Origin of the sequence: Pantoea sp. UBA5923, from assembly GCF_002431095.1 — a bacterium.
In the GTDB taxonomy this organism is placed as follows: domain Bacteria; phylum Pseudomonadota; class Gammaproteobacteria; order Enterobacterales; family Enterobacteriaceae; genus Pantoea; species Pantoea piersonii.
Genome location: NZ_DJDN01000055.1, coordinates 2,427 through 20,101, shown reverse-complemented (window position 1 = coordinate 20,101; position 17,675 = coordinate 2,427). Strand labels below are relative to the sequence as shown.

Sequence of the window (17,675 nt, the reverse complement as noted above, 5' to 3'; positions counted from 1 at the left end):
GATGCCCTCTACAGGGCATTGGCTTTTTATTTCACGCAGCGCGCGCAGGTGCTGTCCTGAATCTGCTTAAAGAAGTCGTTGCCTTTATCATCCACCAGGATAAACGCCGGGAAGTTCTCGACCTCTATTTTCCAGATCGCCTCCATGCCCAGCTCGGCATACTCCACGCACTCCAGCTTCTTGATGCTCTGCTGCGCCAGTACGGCAGCCGGGCCACCGATACTGCCGAGATAGAAACCGCCGTGTTTATGGCAGGCATCGGTCACCTGCTGGCTGCGGTTGCCTTTCGCCAGCATAATCATGCTGCCGCCGTGTGACTGTAGCAGATCGACATAGGAATCCATGCGGCCAGCCGTGGTCGGGCCAAGCGAGCCAGAGGCGTAGCCCGCTGGCGTCTTCGCCGGACCGGCGTAGTAGATGGGGTGATCTTTCACGTACTGCGGCAGCCCTTCGCCGCTGTCGATGCGTTCTTTCAGCTTCGCGTGCGCGATATCGCGCGCCACGATAATGGTGCCGCTCAGCGACAGACGCGTAGAAACCGGATAGGCCGACAGCTGCGCCAGGATCTCTTTCATCGGGCGGTTAAGATCGACGCTGACCACGCCGCCTTCGCCCTGCTGGCGCAGCGCTTCAGGAATATACTGCGCCGGGTTATCTTCCAGCTTCTCAATCCAGATGCCGTCGCGGTTAATCTTCGCTTTGATATTGCGGTCCGCCGAGCAGGAGACGCCCATCCCCACCGGACAAGAGGCGCCGTGGCGGGGAAGGCGGATCACGCGAATATCGTGCGCGAAATATTTGCCGCCAAACTGCGCGCCCAGGCCAAGCTGCTGCGCCGCTTCCAGCAATTCCTGCTCCAGCGCCAGATCGCGAAACGCCTGACCATGCTCGTTGCCGCTGGTCGGCAGGCTATCGTAATAGTGCGTCGAGGCGAGCTTCACGGTTTTCAGCGTGCTCTCCGCCGAGGTGCCGCCAATCACAAACGCGATATGGTAGGGCGGGCAGGCGGCGGTGCCGAGCGACATCATCTTGTCTACCAGATAGTTCTTCAGCTTGCCGGGACTGAGCAGCGCCTTAGTCTCCTGATAGAGATAGGTTTTATTGGCGGAGCCGCCGCCCTTGGCGATGCAGAGGAATTTATACTCATCGCCGTCGGTGCTGTAGAGGTCGATCTGCGCCGGCAGGTTGGTGCCGGTATTCACCTCGTTGTACATATCGAGCGCGGCGTTCTGCGAGTAGCGCAGGTTATCTTCGATAAAGGTGTTATAGACGCCCTGCGACAGCGCGGCTTCATCGCCGCCGCCGGTCCAGACGCGCTGGCCTTTTTTACCCATAATGATCGCGGTGCCGGTATCCTGGCAGGTCGGCAGCACGCCTTTAGCGGCGATTTCTGAGTTGCGCAGAAACTGCAGGGCAACATATTTATCGTTCTCGCTCGCTTCACTGTCCGCCAGAATAGAGGCGACCTGCTGCTGGTGCGCCGGACGCAGCATAAAGGAGGCGTCATGAAACGCCTGCTGTGCCAGCAGGGTCAGCGCTTTCGGATCGACCTTCAACACCTCTTCGCCTTCGAAGCTGGCGACGGAAACGTGCTCGCGGGTCAGCAGATAGTACTGGGTGTCATCATGGGACAGCGGAAAGGGTTCTTGATAGTAGAAAGGTTTATTCGACATCTCGGCTCACTTAACACGGACTTGTCGGCTCGCGCAGCGCGAGGCGAACAGCCGCAACTATTGTTGGTTGTTATTTCGTCAGCCGCGCGGGACGCAGCTGACGTAAGCAGAAGGAAAAAGATTTTACACTTTATTAACCTGTCTCGTCGCCTGCTTTAGAACATCATGACCATCCACGGATAGGCGATCAGCATCAGCAGTACCAGGAACAGCAGGCCGAAAATGGTGCCCAGACGCCAGTAGTCTTTCGTGGGCAGATAGCCGCTGCCGTAGTAAATCGGGCTGGGGCCGGTGCCGTAAGGGGTAATAATTCCCATTACGCCGAGCGAGGTACAGAGCATCAGGCAGAACACCGGCATGTTGATGCCCGGAATCGCCGCGGCGATTGTCAGCATCGCAGGCAGCAGCGCGGTGGTATGCGCGGTGGTACTGGCAAACAGGTAGTGCAGCAGATAAAAGGCGATCAGCAGCACCACGGCAGAGACCTGCGGATCGTAACCCTGCAGCAGCATGCCGCCCTCTTTGCCCAGCCAGGCGATAAAGCCGACGCGCGCCAGTCCATCCGCCAGCGCCACCAGAGTGGCGAACCAGGCGAAGGTGTTCCACGCCGCTTTGTTGCTGGTGATATCGCTCCAGTTCAGCACGCCGGTCCAGAGCATCAGCACGATAACCAGCAGGGCAGCCATTGCCGGCTCAATCCAGGCGGTGGCGAAAATCCACATCAGCAGCGCGCACACCACAAAGATCAGCAGCAGAATCTCATTGCGCGACAGCTTGCCCAGCTTTTGCAGCTCGGCGGTGGCCCAGCGCGGCACTTCATCGTTAACTTTCACTTCCGGCGGGTAGAGCCAGTAGGCGAGCAGCGGCATCGTCAGGATCAGCAGTACGCCGAGCGGCAGGAAAGCGATAAACCACATGCCCCAGGAGATATCGAAGCCAATGACGCTTTTCACCAGCGCCAGCGCCAGCAGGTTCGGCGCCAGCGCCGACAGGAACATCGAGCTGGTGATACAGGCGGCGGTGATGGCGACCCACATCAGATAGGAGCCGATGCGGCGCGCGCTCGGGTCGTTGGGTTTAGAACCGTAGAGCGGCGGCAGGTTGGCGATAATCGGGTAGATGGTACCGCCGCTGCGCGCGGTGTTTGAGGGCGTAAAGGGCGCCAGCAGCAGATCGGCGAAGGTAATGGCGTAGCCGAGCGTCAGGCTGCGGCGGCCGAGATACTTCACCAAAATCAGCGCCAGCCGGCGTCCGAACTGGGTTTTATCGTAGCCGGCGGCGAACATAAAGGCGCCAAAAATCAGCCAGACGGTGGAGTTGCCGAAACCGCTGACGCCCCACTTAAAGGACTCTGTGGCAACCTTAAAGCCGGGCTTCGCCAGCTCGGCAGGACTAAACAGCACATACTGGCTGAAGAGGGCGATAATCACCACGCCGGTCAGACCGATTACCGCGCCTGGCAGCGGCTCGAAGATCAGGCCGACAATCACGCCGACAAAGATGGCGAAAAAGTGCCAGGCGTAAGGCTCAAGGCCCGCTGGCGTCGGCACCAGCAGCAGCAGTACGGCGACCACGATGGGAAGAGCCAGCATAAGCCAGCGTTTATGTTGTCCCGGCGGCGGGACGGGCGCAGGTTGCGCGGCTTCGTTCAGCGGTTTTTTCATGTTCATAGTAAGGGTCTGCAAGTTATAAAAAAGAGAATCTCGGCTTTGCTGATGCGCTTTTGATAATTAACGCGCGCAGAACGCTTGCAGCAAAACCTTATTGAATAACGTCTTCAGATGACAACTTTATTAAATAAACCTTTGCGCTATGACTATATGATGCGCCTGCCGAAATAGTAAATTTTGATCTGGATCAAAGAGTGAGTTTGGCTTTTTATGGGCTCGCTTTCTTTAAAACGCAGATTGCCCTTTTAAGAAAAATTATTATCAAAAAGAAGCGATAACAGCGCCTTTTTCTGTAAATTATGCCTTCAATATGTTATTGAAAAAACTGTATTATTTTTTAGTATTAACAATAATTTGATTTTTCCAGCGCTTTCGCTAACATTACTATAACTAAAATATTAAGGTTTGCAAAATAAATAACTCCGCTGCTTTAAAAGTTTTATAACTATATTCATTTCTTTTGTATCTAAAGTAACTGGTATATTAGGAGTATGAAGTCGGACCTTTTAATAATTGCCAGCAAGCCTCGTCCGCAAGAATTTTTCAGCTTTTAATTTCCGGAGTTAATCTAAATGTATACTCGCACCCCGCTTTTAAATCCGCTGACTTTGCCCAACGGCGCGGTATTAAAAAATCGTCTGGTCATGGCGCCGATGACCACCTGTACAGGTTTTTACGACGGCACCGTAACCAGCGAGCTGGTGGAGTACTATCGCGCGCGCGCCGGTACGCTTGGTACGGTTATCGTCGAGTGCTGCTTTATCGACGCGAAAGGCCCCGCCTTTCCCGGCGCGATCGCCATCGACAACGACAATAAAATCGCTGGCCTCGCCCGCATTGCCGACGCGATCAAATCCCAGGGCTCAACGGCCATCTTACAGATCTACCACGGCGGCCGTATGGTCGAACCTGAGCTGATCGGCGGCAAAACGCCGGTCGGCCCCAGCGCTATCGCCGCGCCGCGCGAAGGCGCAACCACGCCGCAGGCGCTGACCGCTGATGAAGTCGAGGTGATGATCACGAAATTCGGTGACGCGGTGAACCGCGCCATCAAAGCAGGCTTCGATGGCGTCGAACTCCACGGTGCCAACACCTACCTGATTCAGCAGTTCTATTCCCCGAACTCCAACCAGCGCGACGACAAGTGGGGCGGCAGCCGCGAAAATCGCGCCCGTTTCCCGCTGGCGGTGCTGGATATCGCCCATAAGATGGCGGAGCGCATCGCACACAACACCTTTATTATCGGCTATCGCTTCTCGCCGGAAGAGATCGAAGTGCCCGGCATCCGCTTCGCCGATACGCTCTATCTGCTGGAGAAACTGGCGGAGCGCGGGCTTGACTATGTGCACTTCTCGGTTGGTCAGCTGCTGCGTCCCTCCATCGTCGACACCCAGGATCCCACGCCGCTGATCGATAAATTTATTGCGCAGCGCTCTGAGCGGCTGGCGAAGGTGCCGGTGATTGGCGTGGGCGGCGTGGTGAATAAAGCGGATGCGGAGAAGGCGCTGGAGCATGGCTACGACCTGGTGGCGATCGGTAAAGCCTGTATTGCCTACCCGGACTGGGCGGATCGCATCCTGAATAATGAGCACCTTGACCTCTATATCGACAGCACCCAGCGCGAAGCTCTGATGATCCCGGAACCGCTGTGGCGCTTCTCGCTGGTGGACGCGATGATCCGCGAAGTCAGCGCGCCGGGCCGCAAATATAAGGCGGGCGTCTATCAGGAAAAAGTCGAGGCGGAAGCGCTGAAGCTGAAAATCAACGTCACGCTGGATACCGACCGTATCACCGACATCTCGATGGTGCCGGACGATACGCTGGACGTCGATTTCACCGAAACCTTTGAAAGCCTGCGTAACCGGATTCTGGTTGCCAACAGCCCGCACGTCGATGCCATTACCGGCGCGACTACCCAGAGCGAGGCGCTGAAAAAAGCGGTATCGCGCGCGCTTTCTACTTCCAGCAAAGAGTATGTGATTGAAGAGGGCGGCAACCCCTCCGCGCCGCAAAACTACGACGTTGTGGTCATCGGCAGCGGCGGCGCAGGCCTGGCGGCGGCCATCCAGGCGCATGACGAAGGCGCACGCGTGGTGATTATCGAGAAAATGCCGACCATCGGCGGCAACACCATCAAAGCCTCGGTGGGCATGAACGCGGCGGAAACCCGTTTCCAGGCGATGAAAGGCATCAAGGACAGCAAAGAGCTTTTTTATCAGGAGACGCTGAAAGGCGGCCAGAACAAAAACAATCCGGTGCTGCTGCGCGAGTTCGTCGAGCTGGCGCCGGAGGCGATCGACTGGCTGGCCGACCACGGCATCGAGCTGAACGATATCACCATCACCGGCGGGATGAGCATCGACCGTACGCACCGTCCTGCGGATCGCTCGGCAGTCGGCGGCTACCTGATCAGCGGCCTGGTGAAAAACATCAACAAGCGCAACATTGAAGTGCTGCTCGATACTTCGGTCGCGGAAATTCTCACTGAGAACGGCGCGGTCACCGGCGTGAAGGTGGTGGATGAGTATTACGACAGCCGCATCCTCTATGCGAAAAGCGTTATTGTCGCCACCGGCGGCTTTAGCGCCAACCGCGAGATGGTCGTGAAATACCGCCCGGAACTGGATGGTTTCGTCACGACTAACCATAAAGGCGCGACCGGCAGCGGTATCGCTATGCTGCAGAAGCTGGGCGCGGATACCGTGGATATGGGCGAAATCCAGATCCATCCTACCGTCGAGCAGACCACCTCTTATCTTATCTCCGAGTCGATTCGCGGCGGCGGTGCTATCCTGGTGTCGCAGGAGGGCAAACGCTTCTTTAACGAGATGGAGACGCGCGACAAAGTTTCCGCGCAGATTATCGCGCTGCCTGAGAAGAGCGCCTGGGTGGTTTTCGACGAGCAGGTGCGGGCGAACAACAAAGCGGCGGATGAGTATATCGCCAAGGGCTTTGTTATCAGCGCGCCCACCGCGGGCGAGCTGGCGGTGAAACTCAATATGGAGCACACCACGCTGGAAGAGACGCTGGCGCGCTACAACCAGTTTGTCGTGGACCAGAAAGATGAGGATTTCGGCCGCACCACGGCGCTGCGTCATCCTCTCAATCAGGGGCCTTTCTACGCCATTCGCGTGGCGCCAGGGGTGCATCACACCATGGGCGGCGTGACCATTAATACCGATACCGCGGTGCTCGACAGCAATAAACAGCCGATCCGCGGCGCCTGGGCGGCGGGCGAAGTGGTCGGCGGCATCCACGGCGCCAACCGCATCGGCGGCAATGCCGTGGCGGATATCATTATCTTTGGTATCCTTGCCGGACGTAACGCGGCGGCCCTGGCGCGCAGCTAGTCTGCTGCTGGTAGCCGTACCCGGCGTGGCGCAGCGGGCGTGGAAGGATTGCTTGCTGCGGCCTCGCCAGCCGCAGGTTCACTTTGACAGCCGAGGCGAGTATGTCAGCCGACGAAGGCGTTTACGCCTATTCCGCAGTGCTAATGGGCTCGCCCATTCTGCTTAAACTCTTTGACGATAACGCCAGCCTCGCCGCCCAGGTTTTCCGCCTGATCCGCCATTATGAAAATATTCTCACGGTCAACCGCGCCCAGTCAGAGGTGATGGCAGTCAACCATGCTGCAGGCAAAGAGGCGATAAGCGTCAGCCGCGAGGTGTTCGAGCTGATCCAGTGCGCGCATCAGGTCAGCCTGCTGCCGGAAAGCCTGTTTAATTTCACTATCGGCCCGCTGGTCAAGCGCTGGAAGATCGGCTTTCAGGGCAACAGCGTGCCGCCGCGCGCTGAGCTGGAACAGCGGATGACGTTAACCGATCCGCGCCAGGTCGAGCTGGATCCCAGCCGGCTCAGCGTGTTCCTGCGTCAGCCAGGCATGGAGATCGATCTGGGTGCCATCGCCAAAGGCTATATCGCCGATCGGGTGCGCAGCTTTCTGCGCCAGCAGGGGGTGGAAAGGGCGCTTATTAATCTGGGTGGCAACGTGCAGACGCTCGGCGCGCCGCCGCAGACCCGCGGCTGGTCTGTGGGGCTGAAAACGCCATTTGGCAACGCCGGGGAGCTGACTGGCGTTATTGAGGTGGCGGGTAAGTCAGTGGTGACTTCCGGGATCTACGAGCGCTACTTCGAGCAAGACGGGCGCTGCTATCACCATATTCTTGATGCGCGCAGCGGCTATCCGCTCGACAATGAGCTGCTGAGCGTTACGGTGATCTCCGACCGCTCGCTCGACGGCGATATCTATACCACGCTGCTCTATGGGCTGGGCGTGGAGAAGAGCCTGCTGGCGCTGCGCGATACGCCCCATATCGAGGCGATATTCCTTACCCGTGACCATGAGGTGATCTGCTCCTCGTCGCGCCAGTTCAGGTTTCGCCTGCACGACCACAGCTACCGGCTGGTTACTGACAGTACTGCCTGAGCAGCGAGTGATATTCCGGCTGCAGGCGGTAGCGATAGACCGGACGGCCGGTCGCGCCGTAGTGGATGCTGGTAAAGAGAATATTGATCTGCGCCAGCCAGATAAGGTATTTGCGGCAGGAGACGCGTGAGATATTGACCTCCGCCGCCAGCTCGTCGGTCGAGAATTCGCTGCCGGGATGGGCGTCGATCCACTGACACAGGGTGCGCAGCGTCTGCGGCGTCAGCCCTTTCGGCAGCCGTTTGCTGTCGTTGCTGGTGGGGGGATTGCCGTGGATCAGCTGATCGACTTCAGCCTGCTGGTAATAAAGATGGTTATCCATCAGCGATTTCTTTTGCCGCCAGTTGGTCAGGGCTTCTTCAAAACGCGGGAACTGGAACGGCTTAATCAGATAATCCACCACGCCGTAGTGCAGCGAGGTTTTGATGGTGGCGGCGTCAGCGGCGGATGAAATAATGATCACCTCGACAGGCTGTTTCGCCTCACGCAGCTCCGGCAGCAGATCCAGGCCGTTCTCATGCTGCAGATAGATATCGAGCAGCACCAGATCTACGGCGGGCTCGCTGTGAAGGATCATCTCTTTCGCCTGCTGCAGCGTCGACGCCGTTCCGACGCAGTGAAAGCCCGGCACCTGCCCGACGTAAACGCGATTCAGCTCAGCGACCATAGCATCATCATCGACCACTAACACATTGATCATGCGGTTTTGTTGCCTCCATCCCAGGGAAGTTGTACAAAAAATTGGGTGAACACGCCGGGTTCCGACTCAACGCTGACGCTGCCGCCAAGGCTTTCCGTCTGCTGTTTCAGCAGATAAAGCCCGACGCCGCGATCTTCGCCTTTCGTCGAGAAGCCTTTGTCAAAGATAGCATCCAGCTGATCGGTCGCGATGCCCGGCCCGTCATCGCTGACTTCACAGGCCAGCCAGCCGTTCTGATAGTGCAGCATCACGTGAATATCACCGTTGTTTTCCTCGCCGAGCGCGTCGAGCGCGTTCTCGATAAGGTTGCCAAGTACGGTAATCAACACGGCGATCTGCTGCTCGTTGCCGATATCCGGCAAAAAGCTGGCGTCGCTCAGCGTCAGACGATGGCCGCTGTCCGACGCGCGGTTGATTTTACTCAGCAGGAAGCCGGCGATCACCGGCGACTTAATTTTGTCGAGCAGCGAACCGATCTCAGTCTGGTAGTTGTTCGCCGTCTTTAAAATATAGGCTTCGACCTGCGCATAGTTTTTCATGTGCAGCAGGCCAAGAATGACGTGCAGCTTATTCATAAATTCATGCGAGCGCTCACGCAGCGCGTCAACGTAGTTTACCATGCCGCTCAGGCGCTGCAGAAGCTGTGTGATTTCGGTTTTATCCCTGAAGGTGCAGACCGCGCCGATCAGCCGCTGCTGGCTGTAGACCGGTACGGTATTGCTCAACAGCACATGGCCGTTGAGATTCAGCTCCTCGTCGCGTCGTGCGCGGCCGGTGCGCAGCGTCTCCTGCAGCTGAGCATGGATAACGCTGGCGTCATCCATGCTGCCGGCGCTGTTATCCGTCAGCAGCTTCTGCGCCGCCTCGTTGATTAGCGATACCTCCGCATGCGCGTCCACCGCGATAACCCCCTCTTTGACCGAGTGCAGAATCGCCTGCCGCTGTTCAAACAGCGACGAGATCTCCCAGGGTTCCAGACCAAAGAGTATGCGCTTCAGGGTTTTTACCAGCGCCAGCGTGCCCAGCGTGCCCGCCAGCGCGCCAATCAGGATGGTCCAGATAATGCTCCAGCGGCTCTGGTTGATCTGAACGCTGACCGCCTCCAGAGAGATGCCTATCGAGACCACGCCAATCTGCCGCTGCTGCGCGTCATAGACCGGCGTAAAGACGCGCAGCGCCTCCGCCAGCGAGCCGCGGTTAACTGAGACGTTCTCTTTGCCCTGCAGAGCAGGGTTAATATCGTCGCCGATAAAATGCTGGCCGATCAGCGCCGGATTAAGATGGGAGTAGCGAATGCCCTGCATATTGGTCACCACCACGAACAGCAGATTATTGTGCTGCTGCGCCGCGCGAGCGATGGGCTGGATAATGTCGGCGTTCGGCGATCCGAGAAGCGCCTGCTGAATCGCCGGTACGTCTGCCAGCGTACGCGCAACGGCCAACGCCTTGTCTTCCAGCTGCTTTTGCGTGGCGTTGCCGATTTGAAAGAAGTAGAGCAGATGCACGCTCAGCAGTACGAAGGTCACCACCGCACCGATCATCAGCGTGACGAGCGTGCTCAGCTTCATATGTTTTTTGCGGGTCAGGTTGCCCTGCGGTGTGTCGCGCATCGTCGGTCCTTTGTCGGAAAGCGGTGGGGTATTATCCCTTTCTCTGCGGCTTTGCAAAGGCTTTTATTCGGCGCGTAAAGCGGCCGGGCAGGGAGCGCAGGCTGGTTTGCCACAGGTTTTTAACCTGGCGCAGCCTGCTATCTTAGTTACAGCATACTAAAGAGGCTTTATTACCCCGACATAGCACCGGTGCAAGTATCGTCTGGCAGGGAGGAACTGCGGATGGTCGCTCAGGGCTGTCCTTGCATATTCCAGCGCGCCGATCCCATCACGTCGTAAACATGGTGGTCGGCAAAGGCAGGGGACCTGGCTTCGGCCAGAGCGAAACAGTAATCTTTATTTCAGATAAAAAAATCCACGCGCGCTGGCGTGGATTTTAAGGCGTTATCGCGCCGCAGGAGAGGCGATAACCGCAGTAAATTAAAAAGGCTTAGACGTTGAACAGGAAGTTCATCACATCGCCATCTTTCACGATGTACTCTTTCCCTTCTGAACGCATCTTGCCCGCTTCTTTCGCGCCCTGTTCGCCTTTATAAGCGATAAAGTCTTCAAACGCGATGGTCTGCGCGCGGATAAAGCCCTTTTCGAAATCGGTATGGATCTTGCCCGCCGCCTGCGGCGCGGTAGCGCCGACCGGAATCGTCCAGGCGCGTACTTCTTTCACGCCGGCCGTAAAGTAGGTCTGCAGGTTCAGCAGCGCATAACCGGCGCGGATAACGCGGTTCAGGCCCGGCTCTTCCAGGCCCAGCTCGGCCATAAACTCGTCGCGCTCTTCATCGTCCAGCTCGGCGATATCTGATTCCACCGCCGCGCAAACCGGTACCACTACTGAACCTTCCGCTTCGGCGATCGCGCGTACCTGATCCAGGTAAGGGTTGTTCTCAAAACCATCTTCGTTGACGTTAGCGATATACATGGTCGGCTTCAGCGTCAGGAAGCTGAGGTAGCGGATCGCCGCTTTCTCGTCGGCATCAAGCTTCAGCGCGCGCAGCATCCCGGCGTTTTCCAGGTGCGGCAGACACTTCTCCAGCGCAGCCAGCTCGACTTTCGCATCTTTATCGCCGCCTTTGGCTTTCTTCTGCACGCGCTGAATGGCGCGCTCGCAGGTCTCAAGGTCGGATAGCGCCAGTTCGGTATTGATGACGTCGATATCTTCCGCCGGGTTCACTTTGCCCGCGACGTGAATGATGTTTTCATTTTCGAAGCAGCGCACCACGTGGCCGATCGCTTCGGTTTCGCGGATATTGGTCAGGAACTGGTTGCCCAGGCCTTCGCCTTTCGACGCGCCTTTTACCAGGCCCGCGATATCAACGAACTCCATGGTGGTCGGCACCAGACGCTGCGGTTTGACGATCTCCGCCAGCTGATCAAGGCGCGGGTCCGGCATCGGCACTACGCCGGTGTTGGGCTCAATGGTGCAGAAGGGGAAGTTAGCCGCTTCGATGCCCGCTTTAGTCAGCGCGTTGAACAGGGTGGATTTACCGACGTTCGGCAGGCCCACGATACCGCATTTGAATCCCATGGTTGATTACCCTTCTAACTTGAGGTGCAACGCCTGCTTGCAGGCATTGCCGGAAACGAAAAAAAGTTGGCGCATTATACACAGAAATCGCGCGGGCAGGGCGTTTAGCTCGCCTTGAACGCGTGCAGCCGGTTCATCGCCTTCAGACGATCCTCTTTCAGCCACACTTCGGTGCAGCGCGCCGCTTCATCAATAGCATCGTCGATCAGCTTCTGCTCGCTGGCGGGCGGCCTGCCCAGCACAAAGCCGGTCACCTTATTGCGATCGCCTGGATGGCCAATGCCGATACGCAGGCGATGAAAATTATTGTTGTTGCCGAGTTTGCTGATGATGTCTTTCAGGCCGTTATGGCCGCCATGCCCGCCGCCCTGCTTGAATTTCGCCACGCCAGGCGGCAGATCCAGCTCATCGTGCGCCACCAGAATCTCTTCCGGCGTAATGCGGAAAAAGGTCGCCATTGCCGCCACGGCTTTGCCGCTGAGGTTCATAAAGGTTGTCGGCACCAGCAGGCGCACATCTTCACCCGCCAGGCTAATGCGTGCGGTATAGCCGAAAAATTTCGCCTCTTCCTTTAACGACTGATTATGGCGCTCCGCCAGTAAATCGAGATACCAGGCGCCCGCGTTATGCCGCGTCGCGGCGTACTCTGCGCCGGGATTGGCCAGGCCCACAATCAGTTTAATGCTGCTCACGATGATTATCCTGCTCAGGTATGGAAAAGGCGTTAGTGTACTTCGCGGCAGGAAAGAGAACAAACTTCGTCGGGATAGTTGGTTACGCAGCGTGATTAACTAATTTATTTTGAAATCAAGCTGCTGCGCGTAAAGCTTCGTCAATGTTTGTGAACGTTGTGTGATCCTGGACGCAAATTCAGGGCCAGTCATTGCCTAAACTTATGGCAGGTTAACATTACGTGCGGTTTTAATTGCTTGTTCATATGGACAGAGGTGAGTTATGAAACATCAACATTGTCGAAAAGCAGGAAACGCCATGATGATTGTGGGGCTGATCGTGATGGTTTCCAGCATCTTTTTCTCAGTGCTTAACCAGCTGCCGAGCATCCAGATGCCCGCTCTGCTGGCGCAGGCCGCTATTCTGGGCATCTTTATTGGCGCGCTGTTATGGCTGGCAGGTGCGCGCGTCAGCGGGCGAGAAAAGATCGAAGACCGCTATTTCTGGCACCGCCACTATGACGAGCGCTGTCGCCGCACGCCGCATCATTAACGGTTTGCACCGCACATAAAAAAACCGGGCGCGTGGCCCGGTTTTTTATTTAGCAAAGAATTAATGCTCGAACATCGCCGAGATAGACTCTTCGTTGCTGATACGACGGATCGCTTCAGCCAGCATGCCGGAAAGGGTCAGGGTACGCACGTTCGGCAGCGATTTCATCTCTTCAGAAAGCGGGATGGTGTCGCAGACGATAACCTGGTCGATGACCGATTTACGCAGATTCTCAACCGCGTTGCCGGAGAAGATGGGGTGCGTTGCGTAAGCGAAAACGCGTTTCGCGCCGCGCTCTTTCAGCGCTTCCGCCGCTTTGCACAGCGTGCCGCCGGTGTCGATCATATCATCGACCAGCACGCAGTCGCGGCCTGCCACGTCGCCGATGATGTGCATCACCTGAGAAACGTTAGCGCGCGGACGACGTTTATCGATGATAGCCATATCGGTATCGTTGAGGAGTTTAGCGATCGCACGGGCACGTACAACGCCACCGATGTCCGGAGAAACCACAATCGGGTTTTCCAGACCAATTTGCAGCATGTCTTCCAGCAGAATAGGGCTGCCGAAAACGTTATCAACCGGGACGTCAAAGAAGCCCTGGATTTGCTCGGCGTGAAGATCGACCGTCAGAACGCGATCGACGCCAACGCTGGAAAGGAAATCCGCGACCACTTTAGCGGTGATTGGCACGCGCGCGGAACGCACGCGGCGGTCCTGACGGGCATAGCCGAAGTAAGGAATAACCGCGGTAATACGACCAGCAGAAGCTCGACGCAGCGCGTCGACCATCACAACCAGTTCCATCAGATTATCATTGGTGGGAGCACAGGTGGACTGGATGATGAAAATATCACCACCGCGTACATTTTCATTAATTTGTACACTCACTTCGCCATCGCTGAAACGGCCCACTGCGGCGTCTCCGAGGCTAGTGTAAAGGCGGTTGGCAATACGTTGTGCTAGTTCCGGGGTGGCGTTACCAGCAAATAGCTTCATATCAGGCACGAGAAGAACCTCAGGCTTTGCGTCCAGAGAATGAACGGCGTTACGGTAACCGGCGCATACCGCAGCGCATGTTCATACGGGTGTGTTAATGCACAGAGTGCAGCGTCTGGAACAGGGTGACACTGTCACACATGCGCTTACAGCCCGGAAAGGGTGCGATGCAGAGGCGAGACGTTAACGCCTCGCGCAACAAATCCGCATACCCATTTCGGGGCGAGTTCCAGCACCTGACGAGCGGCGGACTCCGTGTCAAATTCGGCAAACACGCAGGCGCCAGTGCCAGTCAGGCGCGACGGCGCGTATTCTAGCAGCCAGGAAACAAGCTCATCAACCTCGCGAAAACGTTTTCTTACTACTGCCTCACAATCATTGTGGAAGGGTGTAGATAAAAGCGCCGCCAGCGAACGCACTGGCGAGTCTCGCGTAAGCTGCGGATCGTTAAACACTAATGGGGTTGGAATGCTCGCGCCCGGATGCGCCACCAGATACCATTTCTCCGCCGGATCGGCAGGCTGAAGCTGTTCGCCGACGCCCTGCGCAAAGGCGGCGAAACCTCTGACAAACACCGGCACGTCCGCGCCAAGCTGAACGCCAAGCTCCGCCAGCGCCTCAAAAGAGAGGCCGGTATCCCACAGATAATTAAGCGCCACCAGCACCGTCGCGGCATTTGACGAGCCGCCACCCAGTCCGCCGCCCATCGGCAGGCGTTTTTCAATGGCTATCTGCGCGCCGGCGTCGGCAGGCAGTCTGTTCCCGGCCTGCGCCGCCTGGCGCAGCGCCGCTGCGGCACGAATGATGAGGTTGTCATCATTGGCAACGCCGTCAACCGGCGTGGTCAGCGTCACGCGTCCGCTGCTGTCAGGCGTGATATGCAGCGTATCGCCGTAGTCGAGAAACTGAAACAGGGTTTGCAGATTGTGGTAGCCGTCCGCGCGACGGCCTGTGATATAGAGAAACAGGTTGAGCTTTGCCGGAGCGGGCCAGGAGGTGATCATTGCAGCGTCCAGCTATCCATACGCAGCTTGATGCGCTGGTCGCCTTCGCGCAGCTCCAGGTTCGCCGGCAGCGCCGGGGTCGTTTTGCTGTCGTAATCCTGAATGGTTACCTGCCATTTCTGGCCGTTGCTGCTGTAGTTCAGGCTCTTCAGCTGGTAGCTGCTGTTTAGCTGATAGTCGCTGGCGTCGCCGGGCAGGCCCATCATCCACTGGCGCAGGTTGGCGAGCGGAATATCCATGCCGGTGAGCTGGGCGATCATCTTCTCCGCGTCGTTGCTGACATAGCGCTTGCCTTTGTTGTCCACCAGCTGCACGGTGTCGCCCTGGGCGTCAAGCTGCAGCTCGGTGCTGCCGAGCGGATTGGTCAGCAGCAGGCGATAGCGGTCCGGAGCGGTCTGCTGCCAGTTAAAGCGCGCGTAGACTTTCTGCTTGTCAGAAAGATAGGCGAAGGCGCCGCGCGTCTGATAGTGCGTGACTTTCGCCACGTCCTGCTGATGTTGCTGCCACTGCGGCGCGGTGGTGCTCGGACCTGGCCCCTGCGGTTGATGAACGGCACAGGCGGTGAGCAGGGCGCTCGCCAGCGGCAAAAGGCGCAACATAGTGCGTGGTGAAAAGGTCATCACGTGGTCATCTCCTCGGACACGTTTTTAATTCGTAACAGATAACGCTAGCGATCCGCTTATAAACCGTCAATGCCGATTAGAGGAAAATTGCGCACGATCAGTTTAATCTTATTACAGTCATAGCCTTTGTATGGCTTTTCATGATCTGCCGCATCTTGTAGAATGCGCCTCACAAAACCCTGACATTATTGGGACAACCCAACTTTTATCGCCATGACGCTGCTCGCTCTCGGAATCAATCATAAAACTGCACCTGTCGCGCTGCGCGAACGCGTCGCGTTCGGGCCGGACGTGCTGGAACAGGCGCTCGACAGCCTGCTTTCCCAGCCAATGGTGCAGAGCGGCGTCGTTCTCTCTACCTGTAACCGCACTGAACTCTACCTTAGCGTAGAACAGCAGGCGGATCTGCAGGAGCGCCTGGTGCGCTGGCTGTGTGATTATCACCATCTCAATGAAGAGGACGTGCGTCAAAGTCTTTACTGGCATCAGGACAATGCGGCGGTAAGCCATCTAATGCGCGTAGCGAGCGGCCTTGACTCGCTGGTGCTGGGCGAACCGCAAATCCTCGGCCAGGTGAAAAAAGCCTTCGCCGATTCGCAGCGTGGCCATGCGCTGAGCAGCGAACTGGAGCGCATGTTTCAGAAAACCTTCTCGGTCGCCAAACGGGTGCGCACCGAGACGGAAATCGGCGCCAGCGCGGTGTCGGTCGCGTTCGCCGCCTGTACCCTGGCGCGCCAGATCTTTGAATCCCTGTCGACGGTGAATGTGCTGCTGGTTGGCGCAGGTGAAACCATCGAGCTGGTGGCGCGCCATCTGCGCGAGCATAAAGTGCAGAAGCTGATTATCGCCAACCGCACGCGCGAGCGCGCCGAGCGCCTGGCGGAAGAGGTAGGCGCAGAAGTCATCGACCTGGCTGAGATCGATGCGCGCCTGGTCGACGCCGATATCGTTATCTCCTCCACCGCCAGCCCGCTGCCGATTATCGGCAAAGGGATGATGGAGCGTGCGCTGAAAGCGCGCCGCAACAAACCGATGCTGCTGGTGGATATCGCTGTGCCGCGCGACGTCGAGCCGGAAGTGGGCAAGCTGCCTAACGCCTATCTCTACAGCGTTGACGATCTGCAGGCGATCATCGAGCAAAATATGGCGCAGCGCAAAGCCGCCGCCGTACAGGCCGAAAGCATCGTGGTGCAGGAGAGCGGCGAATTTATGTCCTGGCTGCGCGCCCAGAGCGCGGTAGAGACAATTCGCGAATACCGCTCTCAGGCGGAAAGCGTGCGCGCCGATCTTGAATCTCGCGCGCTGGCCGCGCTGCAACAGGGCGCAGATCCGCAAAAAGTGTTGCAGGAGCTGGCGCATAAGCTGACCAACCGTTTAATTCACGCACCAACCAAATCTCTGCAGCAGGCCGCCCGCGACGGCGACACTGAACGCCTGCAATTGCTTCGCGACAGCCTCGGTCTCGAGTAGACTCCCGGGCTGTTGCCCTCTGTGACGAGAATCCCATCACGACATGAAAACCTCTATTGTTGCCAAACTGGAAGCGCTGCAGGAGCGCCACGAAGAAGTGGAAGCGATGCTGGGCGATGCCAGCGTAATCGCCGATCAGGACCGCTTCCGCGCGCTTTCGCGTGAATATGCCCAGCTAACCGACGTTACCCAATGTTTCCGCGCGTGGCAGCAGACGCAGGAAGATATCGAAACCGCCCAGATGATGCTGGATGATGCGGAAATGCGCGATATGGCGCAGGAAGAGCTGCAGCAGGCGCGCGAAGAGAGCGAGCGGCTTGAGCAGCAGCTGCAGGTCCTGCTGCTGCCGAAAGACCCTGATGACGAACGCGCCTGCTTTATCGAAGTGCGCGCCGGCACCGGCGGCGACGAGGCGGCGATCTTCGCCGGCGATCTCTTCCGCATGTACAGCCGCTACGCCGAAGCCCGCCGCTGGCGCGTGGAGATCGTCAGCGCCAACGAGGGCGAACACGGCGGTTATAAAGAGGTAATCGCGCGCGTGACTGGCGAAGGTGCCTATGGCCGTCTGAAGTTCGAATCGGGCGGTCACCGCGTGCAGCGCGTGCCGGAAACCGAATCCCAGGGACGTATCCATACTTCCGCCTGTACCGTTGCGGTGATGCCGGAAGTGCCGGAAGCGGAGCTGCCGGATATCAATCCGTCCGATCTGAAAATCGATACCTTCCGCTCATCGGGCGCGGGCGGTCAGCACGTT

At 57.7% G+C, this 17,675-nt stretch carries 14 protein-coding genes; 5 read left to right on the top strand and 9 right to left on the bottom strand.

Going from position 1 to position 17,675, the window contains the following annotated elements; genetic code table 11:
* Window positions 1-26: 26 nt before the first annotated feature.
* Together fumA and B3797_RS13215 are read right to left on the bottom strand one after the other, a co-directional pair.
* On the bottom strand, window positions 27-1,673 hold the full coding sequence (gene fumA, locus B3797_RS13220; protein WP_311781607.1) for a class I fumarate hydratase FumA: 1,647 nt from the start codon (window positions 1,671-1,673) through the stop codon (window positions 27-29).
* A gap of 155 nt (window positions 1,674-1,828) precedes the next feature.
* Window positions 1,829-3,337 (bottom strand): anion permease, encoded by a 1,509-nt coding sequence (locus B3797_RS13215; RefSeq protein ID WP_311782240.1) that lies wholly within the window; start codon window positions 3,335-3,337, stop codon window positions 1,829-1,831.
* Window positions 3,338-3,915: 578 nt separating this feature from the next.
* Here B3797_RS13215 and B3797_RS13210 point away from each other — a divergent pair.
* Together B3797_RS13210 and B3797_RS13205 are read left to right on the top strand one after the other, a co-directional pair.
* Complete coding sequence (locus B3797_RS13210) at window positions 3,916-6,693, top strand: flavocytochrome c (RefSeq protein ID WP_311791316.1); 2,778 nt, start codon at window positions 3,916-3,918, stop codon at window positions 6,691-6,693.
* A 101-nt stretch (window positions 6,694-6,794) separates the two neighbouring features.
* Window positions 6,795-7,769, top strand: coding sequence for an FAD:protein FMN transferase (locus tag B3797_RS13205; RefSeq protein WP_311791315.1), 975 nt, complete (start codon window positions 6,795-6,797; stop codon window positions 7,767-7,769).
* On the opposite strand, the gene dcuR is transcribed toward B3797_RS13205, so the two are convergent.
* The 4 genes from dcuR to pth all read right to left on the bottom strand — a co-directional run bounded on the left by dcuR (window position 7,750) and on the right by pth (window position 12,293).
* Complete coding sequence (gene dcuR / locus B3797_RS13200) at window positions 7,750-8,469, bottom strand: two-component system response regulator DcuR (protein WP_120452253.1); 720 nt, start codon at window positions 8,467-8,469, stop codon at window positions 7,750-7,752. The two genes, B3797_RS13205 and dcuR, sit on opposite strands and share 20 nt — an antisense overlap.
* On the bottom strand, window positions 8,466-10,079 hold the full coding sequence (locus B3797_RS13195) for a sensor histidine kinase (RefSeq protein ID WP_271152035.1): 1,614 nt from the start codon (window positions 10,077-10,079) through the stop codon (window positions 8,466-8,468). Before B3797_RS13195 ends, dcuR begins: the two co-directional genes overlap by 4 nt.
* Before the next feature lie 430 nt (window positions 10,080-10,509).
* Window positions 10,510-11,601, bottom strand: a complete 1,092-nt coding sequence (gene ychF / locus B3797_RS13190; RefSeq protein WP_311781604.1) for a redox-regulated ATPase YchF — start codon at window positions 11,599-11,601, stop codon at window positions 10,510-10,512.
* A gap of 104 nt (window positions 11,602-11,705) precedes the next feature.
* Window positions 11,706-12,293 carry an aminoacyl-tRNA hydrolase gene (gene pth, locus B3797_RS13185; RefSeq protein ID WP_120452265.1) on the bottom strand — a complete coding sequence of 196 codons (588 nt, stop codon included), beginning with the start codon at window positions 12,291-12,293 and terminating at the stop codon, window positions 11,706-11,708.
* Window positions 12,294-12,555: 262 nt separating this feature from the next.
* Between pth and ychH the strand changes: the two genes are divergently transcribed.
* Window positions 12,556-12,825 (top strand): stress-induced protein YchH, encoded by a 270-nt coding sequence (ychH, locus tag B3797_RS13180; protein WP_311781603.1) that lies wholly within the window; start codon window positions 12,556-12,558, stop codon window positions 12,823-12,825.
* A gap of 60 nt (window positions 12,826-12,885) precedes the next feature.
* On the opposite strand, the gene prs is transcribed toward ychH, so the two are convergent.
* The 3 genes from prs to lolB form a co-directional block, all read right to left on the bottom strand.
* Window positions 12,886-13,833, bottom strand: a complete 948-nt coding sequence (gene prs / locus B3797_RS13175; RefSeq protein ID WP_006118899.1) for a ribose-phosphate diphosphokinase — start codon at window positions 13,831-13,833, stop codon at window positions 12,886-12,888.
* A 137-nt stretch (window positions 13,834-13,970) separates the two neighbouring features.
* On the bottom strand, window positions 13,971-14,828 hold the full coding sequence (gene ispE / locus B3797_RS13170; RefSeq protein WP_311791314.1) for a 4-(cytidine 5'-diphospho)-2-C-methyl-D-erythritol kinase: 858 nt from the start codon (window positions 14,826-14,828) through the stop codon (window positions 13,971-13,973).
* Complete coding sequence (gene lolB / locus B3797_RS13165; protein WP_311781601.1) at window positions 14,825-15,448, bottom strand: lipoprotein insertase outer membrane protein LolB; 624 nt, start codon at window positions 15,446-15,448, stop codon at window positions 14,825-14,827. The genes ispE and lolB overlap by 4 nt, the downstream gene beginning before the upstream one ends.
* A gap of 216 nt (window positions 15,449-15,664) precedes the next feature.
* On the opposite strand from lolB, the gene hemA reads away from it, so the two are divergent.
* Together hemA and B3797_RS13155 are read left to right on the top strand one after the other, a co-directional pair.
* Window positions 15,665-16,921 carry a glutamyl-tRNA reductase gene (gene hemA / locus B3797_RS13160; protein WP_311781600.1) on the top strand — a complete coding sequence of 419 codons (1,257 nt, stop codon included), beginning with the start codon at window positions 15,665-15,667 and terminating at the stop codon, window positions 16,919-16,921.
* A 43-nt stretch (window positions 16,922-16,964) separates the two neighbouring features.
* Window positions 16,965-17,675: peptide chain release factor 1 (locus tag B3797_RS13155; protein WP_311791313.1), on the top strand; the 711-nt coding region annotated here is incomplete at its 3' end.